This is a genomic window from Vibrio mytili, assembly GCF_049563345.1.
Taxonomy (GTDB): Bacteria; Pseudomonadota; Gammaproteobacteria; order Enterobacterales; family Vibrionaceae; genus Vibrio; species Vibrio mytili.
In genome coordinates this window covers 1,937,191-1,959,600 of the sequence record NZ_CP110481.1, presented here as the reverse complement: position 1 = coordinate 1,959,600, position 22,410 = coordinate 1,937,191, and the positions used below count along the sequence as shown (strand labels likewise).

Here is a 22,410-nt window from a genome sequence, read left to right as displayed (position 1 = left end):
CGTCGGCATTTTTTCTGTTAAAATGCGCGCCAACTTAAGATGAAGAAAATATGAATTGGTTAGATTTTGTCATTTTAGGGGTGATCGGCTTTTCAGCTTTGATCAGTTTAGTTCGTGGCTTTGCAAAAGAAGCATTGTCGTTAGTGATTTGGTTTGGAGCCTTTTTTGTCTCCAGCAACTACTACGCGAAGTTGGCGGCGTACTTCACCAACATCGAAGATGACATGTTTCGGAACGGAGCGGCGATAGCGGCATTGTTTGTCGCGACTTTAATTGTTGGCGCAGTGGTGAATTACGTCATTGGTCAATTGGTACAAAAAACAGGGTTGTCAGGTACAGACCGTATTCTAGGGGTTGTATTTGGTGGCTTACGCGGAGTGTTAATTGTTTCCGCGATTTTGTTTTTTATGGATGCGTTTACTGCATTCCCAAGCTCGGATTGGTGGAAAGAATCACAGTTGATCCCAGAGTTCAGCCGTATCATTGCCCCATTCTTCGAGCATTTACAAGCAACATCGAGTTTTTTGTCTGGCACTCTCTAGTAGTGCCAGCTACTGTCGCAAATCGAGGATTAGGACATGTGTGGTATTGTTGGAATCGTGGGCACAACGCCTGTAAACCAGTCTATTTATGACGCGTTAACGGTGTTACAGCATCGTGGCCAAGATGCCGCTGGTATTTGTACCATAGAAAGCAATCGTTTTCGTCTGCGTAAGGCGAACGGTTTGGTCAAGGATGTGTTTGAAGCAAAACACATGCAGCGTTTGCAAGGTGAGGTTGGTATCGGTCACGTTCGTTACCCAACTGCTGGTAGTTCAAGCGCTTCAGAAGCACAACCTTTCTACGTTAACTCTCCTTTCGGTATTACACTTGCCCACAACGGCAACTTGACTAACGCGAACGAAGTTCGTCAAAAGCTGTTTGAAAAAGACCGTCGTCACATTAACACGACATCAGATTCAGAAGTGCTGCTTAACGTACTCGCCCACGAAATTGATTCCGTGAAAGGGAACGTCACTACGGAAGACGTGTTTCGTGCTGTGACCAACGTACACCGTACAATTCGTGGTGCTTATGCTGTGACGGCGATGATCATTGGCCATGGTATGATTGCATTTCGTGACCCTAACGGTATCCGTCCGCTCTGCTTAGGTAAGCGTGAAGAAAATGGCAGAACCGAATATATGGTTGCGTCCGAATCAGTTGCTCTTGATGCGGTTGGTTTCGATTTTGTGCGTGACGTAGCACCTGGTGAAGCGATTTACGCGACCTTTGACGGTGAGCTGTTTACCAAACAGTGTGCCGATCGTCCGACTCTAAACCCATGTATTTTTGAGTTTGTTTACTTTGCTCGCCCAGATTCATTCATCGATAAGATCTCGGTTTACAGTGCTCGTGTTGAAATGGGTAAGAAGTTGGGTGAACGTATCTGTGAAGATTACTCAGACCTAGATATTGATGTGGTTATCCCAATCCCTGAAACCTCTTGCGATATTGCCTTGCAAATTGCTCAGGCCATCAACAAGCCATATCGCCAAGGTTTTGTTAAAAACCGTTATGTTGGCCGTACGTTTATTATGCCTGGTCAGCAGCAACGTAAAAAATCCGTGCGCCGCAAATTGAACGCGATTCGTTCGGAGTTTAAAGACAAGAACGTTTTGTTGGTGGACGATTCCATTGTTCGTGGCACCACCTCTGAGCAAATCATTGAGATGGCACGTGATTCTGGTGCAAATAAAGTCTTCATGGTTTCTGCCGCACCTGAAGTCCGTTTCCCTAATGTGTATGGTATTGATATGCCAAGTGCGACAGAGTTAATTGCTCATGGTCGCGACAACGAAACGATTTGCAAAGCGATTGGCGCTGATGCCCTAATTTATCAACGACTGGAAGATTTGGTTGAAGCGGTTGGCCTTGGCAATCAAGATATCACTCAGTTCGATACATCGGTCTTTAATGGCCACTATGTGACGGGAGATATTGACCAGAAATATCTCGATTTTCTCGATGGTTTACGCAATGATGATGCGAAAGTTCAACGCGAGATTCAGCAAGATTTAGCCAACTTAGAATTGCATAACGAAGGCGCGTAACGTTACATACTGTTTCAGCCTTTAATAGTAAACCAGAGCCGAGGCTCTGGTTTTTTGTTATGACTTAACCCATTTACCTCGGGGTAATGGCTTACTGCATTTTGTACGCAATGACATAGTCAATGAAAAGACGTACTTTCTCTGGCAAGTGATCTTTGTGGTTATACAGCATGTAGATATCGCGGGGGTTGGCACTCCATTCAGGCAGCACACGTACTAATTCCCCTCTCTCAATATACTCTTTGATCATCACGTCAGGCATAAGTGTAATCCCTAGTCCGTCAGAGCAACTGCTACGCACGACGTTGAGCGCATTAGCTTGAAAGCGGCCACGGTCGACGTTCACCACAGATTCGCCTTCACCGTTAATGAGCGTCCATTTAATCAATGGGTAGCCTTTTAACAGCGAGTGGTTTGACAATTCTTCTGCGTGTTCTGGCGCGGGGTTTGAACTTAAGTACTCAGGGCTAGCAACCAGAATATCTTTTACACCACCGACCTTACGAGCTATCAGACTAGAGTCGCGCTGAGGCCCAACCCGAAAAATGACATCCCATTCAGTTGGATCAAGCTTATCGGCATTGTTTTCCGTTGTTAGTTCAATAACGATATCGGGATACTTTTTCATAAACCCATTCAACATCGGCATCATCATACGCTTGGTTAAGTTAGACGGTGTCGATATTTTTATTCTCCCTGATGCCCCATGACAATCGTCTGTGATTTCCTCGGTTGCGGAAGTCAAGCGTTGCAATAAAGGAGAACATTCGTGATAAAAGCGTTCCCCTGCTTCAGTAAGAGATAGTTTTCGCGCATGACGGTTAAGTAGGCGAAGATCGACGGAGTCTTCTAATGCTTGAATGCGTCGGGTTATGGTCGCAACCGGAATCATGGTTTTGCGCGAAGTTGCGGTGTAGCTCCCATTTTCGACAACCAGTCGAAATAGGTTGAGATCATCTAATTTCATATTTCCAGACACAGCGAGTTACCATAAAAGGTTAATTTATAATTAAATTTGTAATTAAAGTTTGCTTTAAGTCAACATGTTGCATTTATTTGACCATAGCACACGCGCTTGAGCAAATTAAGAATGCATTTTTGAACGCAGATTGACCACTAATCTAATATTTGTATAAACGTCTTTTTAAGGCTACGTTTTATAACGAGGCGAAACAGTGTGGGGTCTTGCTGCGTATTGTTTCACTGCAAATATACACAATAAGAATAATAACAGTTTGAAAAATCGTTTTTTGACAGAGCTTTGTGAGGTGTAAAGGTATGTTTAAGACTCACAGTCAAACGGCAAGGGTGTCGGTACAGGAAGCGGTTGATCACAAGCTAGTCATGCTAGTGGATGATGATCGTGTTTTTCGTAACGTAACTCGTGCTTATTTAGAAAGTCAGGGTTTTAAAGTAGTAGAAGCTGAAAATGGCCTAGAGGCTCTTCAACAACTTAGGGAATGTCAGCCCGATCTTGTTTTGTGTGATTTGTCTATGCCTGTGTTGAACGGTATAGAACTTGTTGAAGAAGTGAGTTTAGAGTATCCGTCGATACCATTGATCGTGGTATCTGGCACTGATGAAATGTCAGACGTCGCGAAAGCGTTACGTTTTGGTATTAAGGACTTCCTCACAAAACCTATAGGTAACTATAAACATTTATCTCAAGCCATTGAAAATACGCTTGAGGATTCGGATGCGCACTTTTCTGAACAACGCGACTTTTCAAGTCAGTGGTTCAGAGTCGACGATGGGGGGGAAATTCCCGACGAGCAAGAGCTGCACTGGCATTTAGACTTTTTGTACCAGAACCCGAGTGCCGCCAGAGACCTCTTGCATGCTTTACTCCCAGAGAAAGATGCGTCTCTAGGTGACTGGCGGTGCTCTTACCGACTGCTTCAGTCGACCGATGTGATGCCATTAGTCTTTGATTATCGCTGGCTGATGAATGGACAGTTCGCTTTCTATCTGGTTGATTCCGCATCTCAGGAAAACGGAGGAGTGGCGACCCCTCTTTTAGTTCGAGCCTTGTTTGATGATTACTTGAGGAACTTGAGTAGCTTAAATGCCGACTTAAAAGACATGACCGCTATCATGGAAAAAGGCATCCAATGCTCAAAATGTGCGGGTCCTGTTAATGCGGTATTTGGACTGGCTGATTTTGCGTCATCCACGGTGACCATTTTACCTGCCGGGTTGGATAGTCAATGGGTCGGTGGTGATACTCGTCAACACATTGAAGCGGGTAATCGTTTAGGTGATGGCAGTATGAGAAACTTTATCACAAGGGATCTTTCGATACACGACAGTGGACGACTCTCTATTGGTTGTCTTGGTTCATCGAGTTTTAGCCTGAGTATCGAACGACGAGACGAATAGAATAAATCGACGAATAGAATAGGGTGTCCAATAAACCAAGTGACACAGTGAACTTAAAACAGCGCAGGAGCGCTGTTTTTTTGTGGTTTCTGAGTTATCGTCGTTACATTTAAGTGGGGGATAAACCCCTTCTTTTTGTCTGTGTTTCACTGACGTAGTTTAAGGTATAGTTTGCGTTCAAACAATAATGACCCATTTATGCAACGAACATTTAACGCTGCATTGTGTTGGGAAGTAAAGTCAACGTAAACAAAAGAGAATAAACTTCATGGCAGACAAAGAATTTAAAGAGCCTTATAATCTATTTTACTTTTTAGGTTTTATTGTGGCACTAATGATCCCAACATTACCTGCAACGCTAACCTGGCTTCGTGTAATGAATGGTTACACAGGCTTTTAATTTAGCTCTAGGAGTTCACCATTTATATTAAGCGCGTTTTGTTCAATATTGTTGGTGGACTCTGCATTGCACTCGGCGTTGCCGGGATAGTCCTACCTCTTGTGCCCACCACTCCATTTATTCTTCTAGCGAGTGCGTGTTTTATGCGTGGCAGCCCCGCATTTCATCACTGGCTACACTGTCATCCAACTTTTGGTCCAGTTTTGCATAATTGGCAACAACACAAAGCCGTCTCTCCTAAAGTCAAACGGCGTGGTGCCATTTTTATTGCGCTGAGTTTTACGGTTTCAATTCTCGTTGTTCCTCACGGGTGGTTAAAGCTTGGCCTTTTTATGATGCTGATCTTTTTACTCACCTTGTTTATGCGCCTACCTGTGATTGAGTTGGTTGCTGATAGGGAAGAAAATCACTAAAATCGGTAAGAATAGTGTGCCCGCTCTTGGAGTGGGCGTTTGTTTTTTCAACGCTTGTGACTTTTTAAGAAAGTAAATGCATAGCGATGGAAACCTATTGTTTGTCGCCCTCATATACAGATTTTAGAGGGCAACGAGCCAATCTAAGTAAATCGGTATTATGACTACAGAAACAATTTCACTGATCAAATCCAGCATCAAAAGCATCCAAGATTACCCTAAGCCAGGCATTCTGTTTCGTGACGTAACGAGCTTGCTTGAAGACGCCAAGGCGTACCAAGCGACGATCAACTTGTTGGTTGAGCGTTATAAAGACATGGGTTTCACCAAGGTTGTAGGTACAGAAGCACGCGGCTTCTTATTTGGTGCGCCACTCGCTCTTGAGCTAGGCGTTGGTTTTGTTCCAGTTCGTAAACCCGGAAAACTACCTCGTCCAACGATTGCTCAAACTTATGAGCTCGAGTACGGCATGGACACATTAGAAATTCATACCGATGCCATCGTAGAGGGTGACAAAGTATTGGTCGTTGATGATTTGCTCGCGACTGGTGGTACCATTGAAGCAACAACAAAACTGATTCGTCAATTGGGCGGTGAAGTTGAACATGCAGCCTTTGTCATTAATCTACCAGAAATCGCAGGTGATAAACGTTTAGAAGCATTAGGTCTAAATGTATACAGCATTTGTGATTTTGAAGGACACTAATATATTCAATGAGTTATTTAGCTTTAGCGCGTAAATGGCGTCCTCATCAATTTGACCAAGTCGTAGGGCAAAAGCATGTGCTTACGGCTTTGGAAAATGCGTTGGCGCAAAATCGATTGCACCATGCGTATCTGTTTAGTGGTACCCGTGGTGTGGGGAAAACCAGTATCGGCCGTTTGTTCGCCAAAGGGTTGAACTGTGAAACTGGTATTACCGCCACGCCTTGTGGCCAGTGTGATACGTGTCGTGAGATTGATGAAGGTCGATTTGTTGATCTATTGGAAATAGATGCAGCCTCACGCACTAAAGTTGAAGACACTCGTGAACTGCTGGATAACGTTCAGTACAAGCCAGCGCGTGGGCGGTTCAAGGTCTATCTTATTGATGAAGTCCATATGCTGTCGCGACACTCTTTTAATGCGTTACTGAAAACGCTGGAAGAGCCACCAGAGTATGTGAAGTTTTTGCTCGCGACAACGGATCCGCAAAAACTGCCTGTGACGATTTTGTCACGTTGTCTTCAGTTCCACCTTAAGCCAATCAGTGTTGATGATATTCACCAACAACTTGATCATATACTTGAGCAAGAACAAGTCTCAGCAGAGCCGAAAGCGCTAGGTATGATATCCCATGCCGCTGATGGCAGTATGCGCGATGCGTTGAGTTTAACTGACCAAGCAATTGCGTTGGGTAATGGCACGATTCAAACCGATATCGTCAGCCACATGCTAGGGACGATCGATACAGATCAAGCGATTCATTTGCTTGAGTCGATCAGCAGTAAGCAGCCTCAACAAGCCATGGATAAAATCCAACAACTGGCGTCTAACGGTGTTGAGTGGGATGGTTTGTTACAACAAGTTGCAACTCAGCTGCACCGTATTGCGATGTATCAAGCTTTGCCATCAACCTTAGATCGTGCGCAGCCTGATGCGGAAAAAATAGAACTGTTGAGTAGGGCGCTTAACCCGCAAGATGTTCAATTATACTACCAGATTGCGTTAAAAGGTCGTGAGGATCTGACGTTGTCACCGAATGGTCGCGTTGGCATGGAAATGATCGTACTGCGCATGATGGCATTTCGACCAGCAGTGAATAACGGTGCGAATATTATTGCCTCATCTTCGCAACCGCAGGTGTCGTCTGAGTCGAAGACGAACACGGTATCAAAGGATCAGCAAGCTCCAATTCAGCAATCTCACGTGAATCCAGGAAGCATGCAATCTGACTCTCGCTTTGCAAGTGAGCCAGTGACGTCAAATCATTCAGAGCCTGTTGGTGATTCTCGCCAAACTCATCCAGAGCAGCCCCTATCGGGTGGCGATATGGGAATGCCACAGTATGATATGGCACCACCATTGAGTGAAAACCCGGCACCTCAGCCACAAGAGCAGCCGCTGGTTCAAGAGAGTAAATCAGCGCCTTCTCGAGGGGGGAGCGGTTTACGCCATCAATTACGCTCACAGCGTCAGGGGTTGCAACAAAATGGAGCTCAGACGGAGAGCACACCTCAACAAAGTGGTGGGTCAAAAAAGCCTAAAGCGGCATCAGCACAACCAGAATCGGTCATTGATCGGTTAGCGCAATTGCATGGCAATTCCGCGCAGGTGTCGCCAAAGGTTTCACCGAATAAGGAAGAGCCAGTTGTCGAAGAAGCGTATCGCTGGCGTCCAAGTAAAGTGGCAGAGACCAAAGTAAATACGCAACTTACACCTACGCAGTTGAAGCAAGCGCTTGAACATGAAAAAACGCCAGAAATGGCCCAGAAGCTGGTGGATGAATCGTTAGCATTAAATGAGTGGGCGAAGTTAATCAGTTTGATGAACACGCCTAAATTAGTCGAACAACTTGCGCTAAACTCACATTATAGTAAAGACGGAACTACGGTATCGTTAATATTAAGAAGTAGTCAGGCGCATCTTAATACAGATAGAGCTCAAGCTGATCTGCACAATGCGCTAAGCGACATCCTCGGTGAAGAGTGTCACCTAAGCATTGAAGTCGGTGACGGTGGTGAAACACCGCTGGAGCTAAGAGATCGACTCTATCAAGAGAAATTGCAGCAAGCATTAAACAGTTTGGAAAACGATACAAATGTACAATTTATCGAAAGACGATTTGCTGCTGAACTCGATAAAGATAGTGTGCGTCCTATCTAATAATCGAATGGAATGGGGTTGAAAACGTAGAGTGAGCACCCCATTAATTGATTCAACACCTCATTAAACCAGAGAGAAAAACATGTTTGGTAAAGGCGGTATGGGTAACCTAATGAAGCAAGCCCAGCAAATGCAAGATCGCATGCAAAAGCTTCAAGAAGAAATCGCGAATATGGAAATAACTGGCGAGTCAGGTGCTGGTCTAGTTAAAGTGACAATCACTGGTAGCCACAGTGTACGTCGAGTTGATATCGACGAAAGCCTTATGGAAGATGACAAAGAGATGCTTGAAGACTTGATTGCAGCAGCATTCAATGACGCAGCTCGTCGTGTCGAAGAAACACAAAAAGAAAAGATGGCTTCAGTTACTGGCGGTATGCAGCTACCACCAGGCATGAAAATGCCTTTCTAAATCAGCGAATTTCTTAATTAAGCGGATTCTAAATGCGTACCAGTCATATGCTGGAGCAATTGATGGAGGCCTTACGTTGTCTGCCTGGGGTCGGTCCCAAGTCGGCACAGCGTATGGCCTTTCATTTGTTACAGCGTGATCGAAAAGGCGGTCTGCAATTAGCAGATGCGTTGAGTCAGGCCATGACAGAAATTGGTCACTGTACAGAGTGTCGGACCTTCACTGAAGAAGAGGTTTGCCACATTTGCTCTAACCCTAAACGTCAAGAAAACGGTCAAATTTGTGTTGTCGAAAGTCCGGCAGACATCGCAGCTGTGGAGGCAACGGGTCAATATTCAGGAAGGTACTTTGTACTGATGGGGCATTTGTCTCCATTAGATGGAATAGGGCCTAGTGATATTGGTTTAGATATTCTGGATTATCGCTTGAGACGTGGAGACATCACAGAAGTTATCTTGGCGACGAATCCGACCGTGGAAGGAGAGGCGACGGCACACTACATCGCTGAGTTATGTCAAGCGCATAACGTGGAGGCCAGCCGAATTGCCCATGGTGTCCCTGTTGGAGGAGAGCTGGAACTGGTTGATGGTACTACTTTGTCTCACTCACTGATGGGACGACATAAAATTTAGTCACTGTACAGTAGAGAGTATGAGCAAAGAATAGCAAAAAGCCGTTGAACTTGGTTTCAACGGCTTTTTATTTTTGATGTATTTTCGACCCTAGAAGGTTTTCCATTAAGTACGTCAGTCACATCAATTGCGTTGTTTTTTTGAAGCCCTAGCTGTGTACTCTGCTGGACAGTGATTGCTGTTTCTTAGTCTTCAGAATCCGCCGCAAGCAGATTCTTGTAGATAACGGCACCTAGCACACCACCAATAATTGGAGCAACCCAGAACAGCCACAACTGAGCAACTGCCCAGTCACCGACATACAGTGCAACACCCGTACTGCGCGCTGGGTTAACAGAAGTATTTGTGACAGGAATACTGATTAAGTGAATCAACGTCAGACACAAGCCGATTGCGATAGGACCGAAACCTTGAGGCGCGCGTTTATCGGTAGCCCCCATAATGACAATCAAGAACATCATGGTCATCACCACTTCTGTGACTAGCGCAGCAAGCATCGAATATTGACCCGGGGAATGCTCACCATAACCATTGGATGCAAAGCCTGATGCCGCGATGTCAAAACCCATTTGGCCAGCCGCAATGACATAAAGAATTCCGCCCGCGATAAGGCCACCCACCACTTGCGCTATGATGTAAGGCACAACCTCTTTACTCTCAAAGCGACCGCCAGCCCAAAGGCCGACAGTAACCGCTGGATTTAAATGACAGCCTGAGATATGGCCGATGGCAAATGCCATAGTCAGAACGGTTAAACCAAAAGCCAAAGATACCCCTAAGAGACCAATACCAACGTCTGGGAACCCAGCTGCTAACACAGCGCTGCCACAGCCACCAAGAACCAGCCAAAACGTACCAAAAACCTCTGCTAAATACCTATTCATCTTATTTCCTATCTGAAAGTTGAATAACTAGAAGAACATAGTTCAGAATTGTCAGGTAAGCGTGAGGCATCGCACAAAAAAATGGTATCTTATATCCTTTTTACAGCTCCGTCTTAGCTGTGAGACTGGTAGGCGGCAAACAACATTCAAAAACAACGTCTAAACAGGTAGTTGCGTATCAAAATTTATGTCAGTTGCTCTAATTCAGAGATGTTTCTGAGTGCGTCCTGATTGGTTTTACCACAGATGATAGGGCACGGTTTGAATTCATGGCACACTTTTGGTCGTTCGGGTTGACCAAAGAGTTTACATAGATTGTCTTCATTCAACTGGATACAGCGAACGCCAGCTGGTTTACCATCTGGCATACCTGGTATTGGAGAAGATATGCTGGGTGCGATACAACACGCTCCACAGCCTAGCCGACAATCCATCATTCAAACCTCTTAGAAAATTCAGGGGGCAATTATGGTCATTTTTTCACAGATTGGAAGGGGAGAAAGAAAATAAGCTGAGCGTCAAAACGGATGTCGGCAACCAACTCAGCTTATTAATGGGTGTGGTTATCTTAGAAAGCGGTTGTAAACAAATAGAAGAATAAACGCGCCAAGTGTTGCGGTAACAATGCTGCCCACATTGACGCCCGTTGCGCCGCCGAGACCAAGAAATCCGCCAAGAAATCCACCGACGAACGCTCCTGCGATACCAAGTAGCATCGTTGCAATCCAACCTCCGCCATCTTTACCCGGCATCAACCATTTTGCTAGTGCGCCAGCGATCAAGCCCAAAATAACCCAAGATAGGATTCCCATGTCATTTCCTTCATTTATATATTTGATTATGACTCCAAAGTTGTGAACAAGACTTTGAAGTTACATGACGATATTGCCAGATATCAAAATGTAGAACACTAAAACAAAAATAGCGAAATTCTGGTCGTTTTATTCATAGTAAAAGCAATCTCTTCTCAATACTTGAACTTTATTCATGACAGGGGTATAAATCGCCCCCTAATTCCCACAATGAGAAACACGGTATGAATACTCCATTTTGGCAAAGCAAACCCTTAGAGCAGATGAGCGAAGAAGAGTGGGAATCTCTTTGTGATGGTTGTGGTAAGTGCTGCTTGCATAAATTGATGGATGAAGACACGGATGAAATTTACTACACTAATGTGGCGTGTAGTTGGTTGAATACGAAGACATGTGCGTGTAAAGATTATCCGAACCGTTTTAACTCAGATGAAGAGTGCACAAAGCTAACACGAGAGGATATCGATGATTTCACTTGGTTACCTCATACGTGCGCTTACCGTTTATTATCCGAAGGCCAGCCTTTACCAGAGTGGCACCCACTAATTACGGGATCCAAATCTGCGATGCATGCCGCTGGTGAGAGTGTGCGAAATAAAGTCGTATACGAAATTGATGTGGTCAATTGGGAAGACCACATTTTGAACCATCCTGATAGACAATCAGAATAACGTTTTTATGCTCGCACACGCTTAGTTGTGCTTGGATGCATCTTGACCGAAATATTACCCCCGTCATTATCAGCTTAACGTTATGATGGCGCGGGCGTAATATTAGACAGCTTATATTGCGCTATTGAACTTTCGTCTTAATGAGGTAAGCATGACGTTTTATCCCCCAATCAAAACCCGCCTGTCATTGTGGCTGGTAGTATTCTCAATTCTATTCGGTGTATTTAGCCCGCAGTTTGTTCATGCGACTGAAGCAAGTGGCGAAGCGACTCAAACCAGTAATGTTCAAGATGGTGAGGCGCAAACAGAAGCACCAGAAGAACTCTCCGCTGAAGAGATTGCGATTAACGCGTTAGGTCGAGAGATGATTGAACTGTCGGAAGCGTCTAAGCTAGCGACTGGCGATGAACGTGATGCTTTGCAATTGCAGCTTTTTCAAAAAAATGAAGAGTTGAGAAAACAACTGGCATTAGCTATTTCACACCAATCAATGTCAAATCAAAAGTTGGTTGATTTAGTTAAAACTCAACAAACGTACTCAGACGGTGCGGTTGATTACATGGCTGAAAAGATAAAATCATCAGGAGATGAACTCAGTGAAGCGAAAGACGAAGAAAAACTAACGTTAATCAATGCTTATCGTCAGGCTCAAACTTATCTTGATGATAGCTTTGAATCTAGCTGGCAAAATCTTAACTGGTTAAAAACGCTTGATGCTCAAGACAAGCCTGCAGAAGATAAACTAAAAGACAGTTTAGACAAGCGAATGCAGTTACAGTCAGCGTCGATACAGTTTTTAACCAAGAAAATCAATATTATAGAGACTCAGCTTTCTGCAAGCCCAGAATCAGAAAAAGCAACGCTGCAACTCAACCAGCTAATTATTAAGCAAAGGCTGGATATTGTTACGGACAGTTTGAGCCGTCTGGTTGAACTTGGGGATAAAGTTGGACTAGAAACTTCAGAATATAAGCGTCAAGTATTTGAAGCAACGGGCAGTATTAGTCACTTCTTACTTAACGGCAAAGTGGTTTTGTCGATCTTGAGCCACTGGTCGAGTACAGCGGTTGATTGGTTAGGGGAAAATGCACCGCAGCATCTTTTCCAATTGTTCGTATTTTTCCTAATTTTATTGGTTGCACGAGCACTTGCAAAGCTGACAAGAAAAATCGTCAAAAGGACGGTTGCCTCAAAGAACTTAAAACTGTCTCAGTTAATGCAGGAGTTCTTTATTTCGATGTCCGGAAAGTTTGTATGGGTTATTGGTATCATGGTCGGTCTGTCTCAGATCGGCTTAAACCTTGCCCCTATACTGACTGGTTTCGGTATTGCCGGTGTGATTATCGGTTTTGCGTTACAAGATACGTTGTCGAACTTCGCCGCTGGTATGATGCTGCTGATTTATCGTCCATTTGATGTCGGAGATTTTGTTTACGCTGGTGGCGTGGACGGTAAGGTTAGTCACATGAGCCTGGTTAATACTACGATTCGTACCTTCGATAACCAGATCATTATTGTACCGAACAGTAAAATTTGGGGAGACGTTATTAAAAACGTTACCCATGAGCGCATTCGTCGAGTAGATATGGTGTTTGGCATCGGTTATGCGGATGACCTGCTGAAAGCAGAACAGGTACTAAATGACATTGTGAACTCTCACCCTGCAGTACTACGTACACCAGAGCCAAACATCAGAGTACATACGTTGAACACGTCATCGGTTGACTTTATTGTCCGTCCTTGGGTGAAAACTGATGATTACTGGGACGTATATTGGGACATGACGAAAGAAGTAAAATTGCGCTTTGACCGAGAAGGTATTTCTATTCCTTTCCCACAACAAGATGTGCATTTGCATATGGTAGAGCAAGCCAAACAAGACGCATAATTAAACCACATCACCATACATTTAAACGCTCCAAGGGGGCGTTTAAATGTATTAATATACGCATCAACAACTATCGACTCAGAGAAGCGCCAGCAAAAATCCACCAACAGAGAGTGCAGCGGAAACATATTGCCCTGCAGAATAGGAGTCATCCTCTTCTTTGATTTTTTCTGGGCTATCAATTCCTAGCGCACCATGTGCAAATGATTCGACTTTATCACCAACGGTTTTCGCTTTTGGTGCTTCTGCCTGGCTTTCCTGATCGATTTGCTGCAACGCTGCAAGAAGCGCTTTACCTTCGTTAGAAAGGCTTACCTTGCTTTGCGGTGTTTGTATGGAATTCGCAGAGACCTCTTCACTACTGGTTTTCGTTGTCACCACTTTAGTGGGTTGGCTGTTATAAACGTTAACTGCTGAGCTTCCTACTGGATTCATAGAATACTCCCTGGAATACAGGCACTCGCTCACTGAGTGCGGGCTTGTTCTTATATCGACAGCATTACGTATTTCTTAAATGAATGAGCTAAAAAAATAGGTCTGTTTTTGCCGCTTTCGATTTCTATTCAGGATAAAAGCAAGAATCAGACCTATTTATAGCAAACTGAGCGTACCAAACTTACATACACATTAGCATGAACCCTGTAGGGGCGCGTTAGTGTGAATGTTTAGTATGAAGGGATAGATTTACGATATACGCGTAGCATAAAGTCAGCCTCGCATTGGAACAGGGTAGCGGATTTTAGCTCTTCACGAAGTGCATCTGTCGCCTTCCATGCGAATGGTGTCATTTGCAACAAATCGAACGCCGCACCGTCTTGCAAATCCATAACATAGTGAAGGTGTTGTTGGTGCTCTAATTCATAACCTCCAAGGTCTTCAGGTTCTTCGCTGTGAAGTCTAACGTCTTGGTAAATACGCTCACGAAGCTGGTACAAATGGCGGCTCGCAGGTGTGACGGTGAGTACCACACCGTTCTCTTTGACAACGCGCTGGAGTTCTTGAGCCTTACACGGTGCATAAATTCGCACAACGGCATCTAAAGATTCATTGGCAAAGGGGAGTCGGTGGCTAGAAGCCACACTAAAATGACACTGTGTGTAGCGCTTTGCTGCATAGCGAATGGCAACTTTTGAAATGTCTAAGCCATATACCTCTGCAGTGTCAGTTTGCTCTTGTATCGTCTTTTGTATTTGATCCGTGTAGTAACCTTCACCGCAGCCAATATCTAACAATCGATGTTCAGTACCCTGCGTGTACTTTGCGCACAGTAGTGCAACAGCTTGGCGCATCGGGTTATAGTAATTTCCTTCAAGGAATCGACGGCGAGCTTGCATCATCTCTTTGTTGTCACCAGGATCTTTAGAACGTTTATGGTGTGCGGGCATTAAATTGACATAACCTTCTTTGGCCAGATCAAATTGATGGTTGTTTTCACACTTAAAGGTTTTTTCGGTGAGTTCCAGAGGCTGGTTGCACAAAGGGCACTGATAATTCATGACATTCTCAAGCAGAAAGTAAGGCGCAAAATTCTACCAAAAAGTGTGTATTGATCACAGTGAAGAAATGACTGTGGGGGGCGTGCGGTGTTTAAAAGCCGGCGCGAACCGGCTTTGTGGTTTCGTGCACCACTACTTAGCCATTAGTGAGCTGAAATAATGGTAATTAGCTCATGACTCTCGCCTGGTTGAAGAGTTTTCCCTTGCGCGATGTCTGATGAATGCAAGGCAGACTCAACACAAAGCATCGTTTCATAGCCATTGTCTGCCATATCTCCCATGCCTTTTGCTCCTTCAGCCCAAGGGTTCCACAGAACTGCGGAGTTATGGCCGTGGTTCTCTATGCTGAGAGTGCGGTTAAGGATCGGATCTTTCACCAAAATTTGTGCTTCTGGTTGTGTGTAGACGCGATCAATGGTGTCGGTCAGATTAAGGATTTCTTCACCTTGACACACTTCGCTATTTTTCAAGCTATCGATATATTCGCGGCCCATACCAGTGGTTTGCGCTTGTTTCACATCGCCTACATTCAAATAGGTATGAAGAGCACCAGAAAATGTCCAAGCTTCATCATCGATATTGAGCACTTTCAACGTCATTTTTAGCGTTTCACTGACTTCAACAATCAGGCGCGCGTCGAACATGTGCGGCCATATTTGTAGCGTTTCCTCAGATGGTAGCAAAGCGAGCTCGACTATTACGCCGTTCTCATTTTCGCGGTGTTCGACTAACTCCCATTCTGATGTACGGGCAAATCCGTGTGCGGGAGTGGCAATGCGGCCAAACCAAGGCCAGCAAACCGGAATACCACCCCGTATGGCTGCTTTACCATCAAAGATGGCCTTTTCGCTCATCCAGATGAGGTCGTCTTGACCGTTAGGCGTAAAAGACAGCAGGTGACCACCATGTAAAGCAATACCTGCTGTTGCTTTCTCGTGAATAATACGAACAACTTTAACTTGGTCGACTTCAACAACGGTTACATTGTCAGAAAGAACGGTTAGGGCAGGAAGAGTGTTTAAATCCATCAGTTCAGTTCCTTTCGCTGGTGAGGATAGGTAGAACAATCCTCAAATTCCAGATACAAAAAAGGCGACTCTAGAGCCGCCTTTTATCACGAAGTTAATCGCTAAACGCTGATTATAACGCTAAGTAATAATTACTTAGAGATGTGAGCGATTAGGTCTAGAACTTTGTTTGAGTAACCGATTTCGTTGTCGTACCAAGATACAACTTTAACGAATTTGTCAGTTAGCGCGATACCAGCTTTAGCATCGAATACTGAAGTGCAAGTTTCGCCGATGAAGTCTTGAGATACTACTGCATCTTCAGTGTAGCCTAGAACGCCTTTTAGTTCGCCTTCAGAAGCTTCTTTCATCGCTGCACAGATAGCTTCGTAAGAAGCACCGTTTACTAGGTTAACTGTTAGGTCAACTACAGAAACGTTAGCTGTTGGTACGCGGAAAGCCATACCAGTTAGTTTGCCGTTTACTTCTGGAAGTACAACGCCTACAGCTTTAGCAGCACCAGTTGAAGATGGGATGATGTTTTGAGAAGCACCACGACCACCGCGCCAGTCTTTCGCAGAAGGACCGTCAACAGTTTTTTGAGTTGCAGTAGTAGCGTGAACTGTAGTCATAAGACCAGATTCGATACCGAACTTGTCGTTAAGAACTTTAGCGATAGGCGCTAGACAGTTAGTAGTACAAGAAGCGTTAGAAACGATGTCTTGGCCTGCGTAAGTGTCGAAGTTTACGCCGTTAACGAACATTGGAGTTGCGTCTTTAGAAGGACCTGTAAGAACAACTTTCTTAGCACCTGCAGTGATGTGCTTACGTGCAGTCTCGTCAGTTAGGAAAAGACCAGTTGCTTCAGCTACAACGTCAACGTCGATAGCATCCCATTTTAGGTCTTCTGGGTTACGCTCAGCAGTAACACGTACAGTCTTACCGTTTACGATTAGGTTACCACCTTCAACTTCAACAGTACCGTTGAAACGACCGTGAGTTGAGTCATACTTAAGCATGTATGCCATGTAATCTACATCGATAAGGTCGTTGATACCTACTACTTCAATGTCAGCGCGCTCTTGTGCTGCACGAAATACGAAACGACCGATACGGCCAAAACCGTTAATACCTACTTTGATAGTCATTATAGTTGCTCCACAACTTAATTTCTGATTAAAGATAACTGGTAGTAAAATTACAAAATCCAGTAAACATCTGCAACAGATAATCGGACTTAACTTGTTTAAAGTCAAAAAAAAGAGACGCTTTTTTTAACAATTCTTTGCAAATGTTCGTTTTTTAAACTTTTTACTGAAATTCCGTATACCAGTTGGCGTAATATAACCCGTAAGATAAGTACTCTTATCAAATTAATCACACATAGTGTCCTAGTGAGAAAGTATGTGCTACAACTATTGCGAGAATCAAGTTTTTTGCAAAAAAATTCATCACTAAATATAGAGTAGAAGGAATAAAACTGAGTGGAACAAAGCGGAAAAAAAGTCACGAAGTCAGAAGAACAGTGGCGTGAGCAGCTATCAGAAGAAGAGTTTCGCATCTGCCGAGAGCAAGGCACTGAGCCGCCCTTCAGTGGTAAGTTATTGCATAATAAGGAAACGGGTGTTTATGCCTGTACCTGCTGTCAGGCCCCCTTGTTTGTGTCTGACAACAAATATGATTCAGGGTGTGGTTGGCCCAGCTTCGATGCTCCGATTAATGATACCGCTGTGCGCTATTTGAAAGATCTAAGTCACGGAATGGTACGTACAGAGATTCGATGTGCGACGTGTGACAGTCATTTGGGGCATGTTTTTGAGGATGGACCAGTGACAACAGGTGAACGTTATTGCGTCAACTCAGTGTCGTTAATTTTCAACAGAACTGACAATAAATGACAATATTAACGCTAGTGGTGTTTTATCCTTTCAAAATATTAGCACCCTGCGTATCGAGTTGGGATAAATGTTGCGCCCAGAAATAAAAAACTCCCAGTCGGGAGTTTTTTATTTCGATAATGTTATTAAGAGCTCATTCATTTTCCTGGAATCATGGTTGTTGAATATGTCCCATTTTCGATTGCTTTGGCGATGACCTCTGCCTGATCGTCTAAATGCTCATATTGGTTAGGGTCGTCAAAATCATACATTCTTTTTAATTGCTTCTCGTCAGCCAAAGGCACATCAAATCTTTTGGCAACCATTGCCCACAAGTAAGCATCCTGTTTGTTACCTAGACTTTGGTTTAGACTGGCCAAAGATTTAAGAATAACAGGGTTTACGTTGTCTTTATTCGATAAGCTCAAGGCGTTGTTGAGCAAGGTGAGGGTTTTATTCTTATCTCTATTCGTATAAAAGGTGGCTAACGCGAACTGCATTTCAGCGGTATTTAATTTTGACGAGCCTTCCATTTGTAAAAAACGACGGCGGGCTTCTGTATCACCAGTCTGGGACCATAAAAAGTACAATGTCTCAGGTCGGTCTGACTTTTTGAGTTCCCCAACGATACGTTTAAGTTCATCAATACTGTGTACCAATGCGCTAAATCGTTGCTGTTTTAGTTTGCTTTGATCGATAGGCGTGATTTGCGATGCCAATTCAAGACATTTGCGATACTCCGCAACTAAGCCGTATTCAATAATTTGGTTTGCTTCCGATGGGTTTTTTAGTTGTTCATTGCGGTGCCAAATTAAATCAGTACGTGGAATTCGGCACTGTCCATCATCCATGTTGAGGTGCTCACAACGCAGTTCTGGCGTATTTTTACACAGCTTTTCTGTTGTGGTATTGCGTTCAAAGCAGCCTGTTAGGATGAGAGTAGTAAGCCCAGCGACTGACCAGTAAGTTGTTTTCATGGTTTTGCCTGTGATCCGTTACACCAATTCATTCGCGTATTCTTGACTCAACGCTTTAACCCGTTATGTTCTGGGAAAAGAATGTAATAAAAAGGTACATTATGGACGCAGAACAATTATTAAATGCGATAACTCCAGAAGTTTATGATCGTTTGGTTTACGCTGTCGAAACGGGAAGATGGCCAGAGGGTACAACACTTTCTCAGCAGCAGCGAGACTCATGTATGCAAGCTGTGATGTTGTATCAATCAAAACATAATACTGATGCACAACATATGACGGTAGCTGCAGGCGGTGAGATCAGCTTTAAATCTAAGCAAGAGTTGAAAAAACAATTTAGAACCAATCAAGGCGATATTGTGCGAGTAAACCCGAATGCTGACTAGTTTCTCGTTACTCCGTTGCGCATAGAACCAAAAAAGCCCAGAGATGGGCTTTTTTAATTACTACTTTTGATTTTTGTAAGTACAGGGGTCGAAAATCTAGACGCAGACAGTTATAAACTCATTTCACCGCGAAGTACTTGCTGCATCTGTTCCTTTACTTGTTCGTAAGACAGGTTCTGACTGAGAAGATAGTGAAGTTTTGCCAGTGCCGCTTCTGGTGTCATATCAAACCCGCTGATCACGCCCGCATCAGCCAACGCACAGCCTGTGGCATATCCGCCCATGTTCACCTTTCCTGCTAAGCATTGCGTGAGGTTTACGACAATAACGCCGCGCTCGGAGGCTTCTTTTAGGTGACCCAGCAGTTCAGGGTTTTGTGGGGCATTCCCAACACCGAAAGTTAGGAGAATCATTGCGTTCACCGGCTGGCGCAGAGTGTTACGGATCACTTCATGAGAAATGCCTGGGTACATTGTAATTACACCAATTGGTTGCGGTGTAATGTCATGAACTTTAAATACGCCTTCAGGTTGAGCATTAACAGTCACGTTGTTGCTTACTTGAATGTTGATACCTGCTTCCAACAGTGGTGGAAGGTTTGGCGAGGTAAATGCGTTGAAGCCATCTGCATGAGATTTGGTACTGCGGTTACCACGCATCAATTGGTTATTGAAGAATAGGGTCACTTCATTGATCGGGTAGTTGGCAGCGATATGCAAGGCATTCAATAGGTTTGCTTGACCATCTGAGCGTAGCTCTGCCAATGGAATTTGTGAGCCAGTCACAATAACGGGCTTACCGAGATTTTCTAGCATGAAAGACAGGGCAGAAGCGGTGTACGCCATAGTATCCGTGCCGTGCAAAATCACAAACCCATCATATTTGTCATAGTTATCACGGATATCGTTTGCAATTTGCTGCCAGTCGGCGGGTGTCATGTCTGAAGAGTCAATCAGCGGGTCGTATTCGTGGATGGTGTATTCAGGCATCTCTGGACGATGAAACTCCGGCATGGCCGCCAGTTGCTTATCCATGAATCCAGCGATAGGTACATAACCGTGATCTGACTTTTGCATGCCGATAGTGCCACCGGTATACGCGATGTAGATATGTTTTCTAGTCATCGTTTTTATTCTTTCATGTAAGGAACAGTGCGCGGATTATAACGAAATGATGGGTAATAAAAAGGGGCATATCTCTAAGAGATGCCCCTTTTTATTTAGATGGTTAGCTCTATTGTACTTCGCAATTTAAACAGAATGCATATTGTCCTTTTGGATCATTAAAGCTCTGCAGCAAGCTTGCGTCTTGCTCTAACTGTTGAGCAACAGGCAATAAGCTTTTTGGCAGTAAGCTTGTTGCGTCAATTCCAAGAGACACTTTGGCTTGCTTCATGAATTCTTGTAAGAATAGCTCAGCAGGTGATAATGGTTCTTCTACCCAATAAATATTGTAGTCCGTCATATCAGCAAGTTTAGCTGCGAGTGCGACGGCATCATCAAAATCACCCATTTGGTCGACCAGGCCGAAGGAGAGCGCGTCTTGTCCTGTCCATACACGACCTTGCGCAACGTCATCGACTTCTTGTAATGACATATCACGACTCTTTCCGACTAGAGAGATAAAGCGTTTGTACCCATGCTCAATACTAAGTTGGAAAGCTTGAGAGGCTTCATCAGACAGCCCGGTGGTAATGCCTTCACCCGAAAACGGTGATGTTCCAACGCCATCAGTATTGATACCAAGTTTACTAAAGCCTTTTTCAAATGTGGTTATCACACTAAAGATACCGATAGAACCGGTCAATGTGGTTGGTTGAGCGACGATTTTATCTGCGCTCATGGAAATCCAATAACCTCCGGAAGCCGCAAGGCTCGACATCGAAACAACGACGGGTTTGCCCGCTTGTTTTAATGCTTCCACTTCATTACGAATCACTTCTGAAGCAAAGGCACTGCCACCCGGGCTGTCCACCCGAAGAACTACCGCTTTTACTTTGCTGTCATTGCGCGCTTGACGTAAAAGACTTGCTATCGTATCGCCACCAACAGTACCACGAGGTTGCTCGCCATCCATGATGGTGCCGCTCGCCACCACAACAGCAACATCATTTTCCGCAAGTTGGCTGTCCGGATGCATAGTCGCTAGGTAATCGTAATAACTTATTGCGTTGTAACTATCTTTACCGTCACTGCCAAACTCTTTGGCAAAAAGAGTCCGAATATCTTGTCGGGTCGCTAGTTGATCTACTAATCCCATTTTCAAGGCTAATTGCGACAGATCGCCATCAACGGATTTCATTTCGGCCAACAGCTCATCCATTGTAGGGTTCAGGACTTTTGCATCCAGTTTACGATTTGTCGCGACGTCATCGACATAAGCATTCCACAATTGTGTTACCCAACGGGTTGCGGACTCTTTCGCAGCATCTGACATGTCATCGCGGATAAACGGTTCAATGGCTGATTTATACGTACCGACGCGGAAGACGTGCGTAGACACTTCTAGCTTATCTAATAGCGTTTTGTAGTACATTGAATACGCACTGTAGCCCTTAATCAATACACCGCCATCAGGCGCTAAGTACACTTTATCTGCATAACTGGCTAAGTAGTATTGGCTTTGATTATAAAAATCACCAACGGCATAGACAGGCTTTCCTGAGGACTTAAACTCGTTTAACGCTTTTGCAATGTAGCGCAATTTGGTCAAGTTGGTCTCTCGCATGTCACGCAGGGCCAGAACTAAACCGGATATTTTTGGATCGTCTTTGGCATAACGTATGGTATCAACGATATCAAATACGACGTTTTCCTTTGGCATATCCTGGCCCAATAAAGAACCGGATACGGAATCCATAGGGTTGATATAGCGACTTTGTTCGACAATAGGGCCGGATAGGTTCAACACTAATGCCGATTCTTTATCAACGACTGGTTTGCCTTCCCCAGTGTAGGTAAACGCAAAGTAAAAAACGGCTATCATCACCAAAAAAATCAAGTTGGCTAACGCCAGCCTGATGAAAGTAATGCTCTTCCAAATTCCCTTAAATATCAATCCGATAAACTTAAAGAGTTTTTTCATCATGTCTCCAAAGCAAGATAATCTCTCCCGAATCTTACAAAGTATGGGGTCTTATCTCTAAGATCTCAAAAACTAACATGTTTTTAGCTTATCACGCTCACTCAACAATTGGCATATTTTAACGCTAGATTGAT

General features: G+C 44.2%; 24 protein-coding genes. 13 read left to right on the top strand and 11 right to left on the bottom strand.

Annotated elements, in window-relative coordinates:
• Positions 1–50 precede the first annotated feature (50 nt).
• Positions 51–542, top strand: coding sequence for a CvpA family protein (locus ONE56_RS08990; RefSeq protein ID WP_041154927.1), 492 nt, complete (start codon positions 51–53; stop codon positions 540–542).
• A 36-nt stretch (positions 543–578) separates the two neighbouring features.
• Positions 579–2,093: an amidophosphoribosyltransferase gene (purF, locus tag ONE56_RS08985; protein WP_041154926.1), complete on the top strand. Its 1,515-nt coding sequence runs from the start codon at positions 579–581 to the stop codon at positions 2,091–2,093.
• A 91-nt stretch (positions 2,094–2,184) separates the two neighbouring features.
• Here the strand turns inward: purF and ONE56_RS08980 are convergent, their stop codons facing one another.
• A complete protein-coding gene (locus ONE56_RS08980) occupies positions 2,185–3,060 on the bottom strand; it encodes a LysR family transcriptional regulator (RefSeq protein WP_041154925.1) in 876 nt (291 codons plus the stop codon).
• A gap of 311 nt (positions 3,061–3,371) precedes the next feature.
• On the opposite strand from ONE56_RS08980, the gene ONE56_RS08975 reads away from it, so the two are divergent.
• The 7 genes from ONE56_RS08975 (at position 3,372) to recR (ending at position 9,194) form a co-directional block, all read left to right on the top strand.
• Positions 3,372–4,472 carry a response regulator gene (locus ONE56_RS08975; RefSeq protein WP_423839695.1) on the top strand — a complete coding sequence of 367 codons (1,101 nt, stop codon included), beginning with the start codon at positions 3,372–3,374 and terminating at the stop codon, positions 4,470–4,472.
• Between the two features lie 268 nt (positions 4,473–4,740).
• On the top strand, positions 4,741–4,872 hold the full coding sequence (locus ONE56_RS08970; protein ID WP_041154923.1) for a hypothetical protein: 132 nt from the start codon (positions 4,741–4,743) through the stop codon (positions 4,870–4,872).
• Between the two features lie 38 nt (positions 4,873–4,910).
• Positions 4,911–5,285, top strand: a complete 375-nt coding sequence (locus ONE56_RS08965; RefSeq protein WP_415679233.1) for a YbaN family protein — start codon at positions 4,911–4,913, stop codon at positions 5,283–5,285.
• Between the two features lie 160 nt (positions 5,286–5,445).
• Entirely contained in the window at positions 5,446–5,991 is a 546-nt protein-coding gene (gene apt, locus ONE56_RS08960) for an adenine phosphoribosyltransferase (protein WP_041154921.1), read from the top strand.
• Positions 5,992–5,999: 8 nt separating this feature from the next.
• On the top strand, positions 6,000–8,150 hold the full coding sequence (dnaX, locus tag ONE56_RS08955) for a DNA polymerase III subunit gamma/tau (protein ID WP_331437360.1): 2,151 nt from the start codon (positions 6,000–6,002) through the stop codon (positions 8,148–8,150).
• Positions 8,151–8,232: 82 nt separating this feature from the next.
• Positions 8,233–8,562 carry a YbaB/EbfC family nucleoid-associated protein gene (locus tag ONE56_RS08950; RefSeq protein ID WP_041154919.1) on the top strand — a complete coding sequence of 110 codons (330 nt, stop codon included), beginning with the start codon at positions 8,233–8,235 and terminating at the stop codon, positions 8,560–8,562.
• 32 nt (positions 8,563–8,594) lie between these two features.
• Positions 8,595–9,194, top strand: a complete 600-nt coding sequence (gene recR, locus ONE56_RS08945) for a recombination mediator RecR (RefSeq protein WP_423839694.1) — start codon at positions 8,595–8,597, stop codon at positions 9,192–9,194.
• A gap of 185 nt (positions 9,195–9,379) precedes the next feature.
• On the opposite strand, the gene aqpZ is transcribed toward recR, so the two are convergent.
• From aqpZ to ONE56_RS08930, 3 genes are all read right to left on the bottom strand, one after another.
• On the bottom strand, positions 9,380–10,078 hold the full coding sequence (gene aqpZ / locus ONE56_RS08940; protein ID WP_041154917.1) for an aquaporin Z: 699 nt from the start codon (positions 10,076–10,078) through the stop codon (positions 9,380–9,382).
• A gap of 185 nt (positions 10,079–10,263) precedes the next feature.
• Positions 10,264–10,512 (bottom strand): YkgJ family cysteine cluster protein, encoded by a 249-nt coding sequence (locus ONE56_RS08935; protein ID WP_423840506.1) that lies wholly within the window; start codon positions 10,510–10,512, stop codon positions 10,264–10,266.
• Positions 10,513–10,641: 129 nt separating this feature from the next.
• Positions 10,642–10,890: a GlsB/YeaQ/YmgE family stress response membrane protein gene (locus tag ONE56_RS08930; protein WP_331437362.1), complete on the bottom strand. Its 249-nt coding sequence runs from the start codon at positions 10,888–10,890 to the stop codon at positions 10,642–10,644.
• 224 nt (positions 10,891–11,114) lie between these two features.
• Between ONE56_RS08930 and ONE56_RS08925 the strand changes: the two genes are divergently transcribed.
• Both ONE56_RS08925 and ONE56_RS08920 read left to right on the top strand, forming a co-directional pair.
• Positions 11,115–11,561, top strand: a complete 447-nt coding sequence (locus tag ONE56_RS08925; RefSeq protein ID WP_423839693.1) for a YcgN family cysteine cluster protein — start codon at positions 11,115–11,117, stop codon at positions 11,559–11,561.
• 151 nt (positions 11,562–11,712) lie between these two features.
• Positions 11,713–13,449 (top strand): mechanosensitive ion channel domain-containing protein, encoded by a 1,737-nt coding sequence (locus ONE56_RS08920; RefSeq protein WP_423839692.1) that lies wholly within the window; start codon positions 11,713–11,715, stop codon positions 13,447–13,449.
• Positions 13,450–13,527: 78 nt separating this feature from the next.
• Here ONE56_RS08920 and ONE56_RS08915 read toward each other — a convergent pair whose 3' ends face one another.
• From ONE56_RS08915 to gap, 4 genes are all read right to left on the bottom strand, one after another.
• Positions 13,528–13,884 carry a hypothetical protein gene (locus tag ONE56_RS08915; protein WP_331437364.1) on the bottom strand — a complete coding sequence of 119 codons (357 nt, stop codon included), beginning with the start codon at positions 13,882–13,884 and terminating at the stop codon, positions 13,528–13,530.
• Positions 13,885–14,114: 230 nt separating this feature from the next.
• Entirely contained in the window at positions 14,115–14,945 is an 831-nt protein-coding gene (gene rlmA, locus ONE56_RS08910) for a 23S rRNA (guanine(745)-N(1))-methyltransferase (RefSeq protein ID WP_423839691.1), read from the bottom strand.
• Positions 14,946–15,088: 143 nt separating this feature from the next.
• Complete coding sequence (locus tag ONE56_RS08905) at positions 15,089–15,973, bottom strand: D-hexose-6-phosphate mutarotase (RefSeq protein WP_423839690.1); 885 nt, start codon at positions 15,971–15,973, stop codon at positions 15,089–15,091.
• Between the two features lie 131 nt (positions 15,974–16,104).
• The gene (gap, locus tag ONE56_RS08900; protein WP_041154910.1) at positions 16,105–17,100 is read right to left on the bottom strand and encodes a type I glyceraldehyde-3-phosphate dehydrogenase; all 996 of its coding nucleotides are present in this window, start codon (positions 17,098–17,100) and stop codon (positions 16,105–16,107) included.
• A gap of 336 nt (positions 17,101–17,436) precedes the next feature.
• Between gap and msrB the strand changes: the two genes are divergently transcribed.
• Positions 17,437–17,850, top strand: coding sequence for a peptide-methionine (R)-S-oxide reductase MsrB (gene msrB / locus ONE56_RS08895; protein WP_041154909.1), 414 nt, complete (start codon positions 17,437–17,439; stop codon positions 17,848–17,850).
• Between the two features lie 137 nt (positions 17,851–17,987).
• On the opposite strand, the gene ONE56_RS08890 is transcribed toward msrB, so the two are convergent.
• Entirely contained in the window at positions 17,988–18,806 is an 819-nt protein-coding gene (locus ONE56_RS08890; protein ID WP_041154908.1) for a DUF2989 domain-containing protein, read from the bottom strand.
• A gap of 101 nt (positions 18,807–18,907) precedes the next feature.
• Between ONE56_RS08890 and ONE56_RS08885 the strand changes: the two genes are divergently transcribed.
• Positions 18,908–19,192, top strand: a complete 285-nt coding sequence (locus tag ONE56_RS08885; protein ID WP_041154907.1) for a YeaC family protein — start codon at positions 18,908–18,910, stop codon at positions 19,190–19,192.
• Positions 19,193–19,302: 110 nt separating this feature from the next.
• Here the strand turns inward: ONE56_RS08885 and ansA are convergent, their stop codons facing one another.
• Positions 19,303–20,316 (bottom strand): asparaginase, encoded by a 1,014-nt coding sequence (gene ansA / locus ONE56_RS08880; protein WP_041154906.1) that lies wholly within the window; start codon positions 20,314–20,316, stop codon positions 19,303–19,305.
• Positions 20,317–20,425: 109 nt separating this feature from the next.
• The gene (sppA, locus tag ONE56_RS08875; protein WP_041154905.1) at positions 20,426–22,276 is read right to left on the bottom strand and encodes a signal peptide peptidase SppA; all 1,851 of its coding nucleotides are present in this window, start codon (positions 22,274–22,276) and stop codon (positions 20,426–20,428) included.
• Positions 22,277–22,410: the final 134 nt, after the last annotated feature.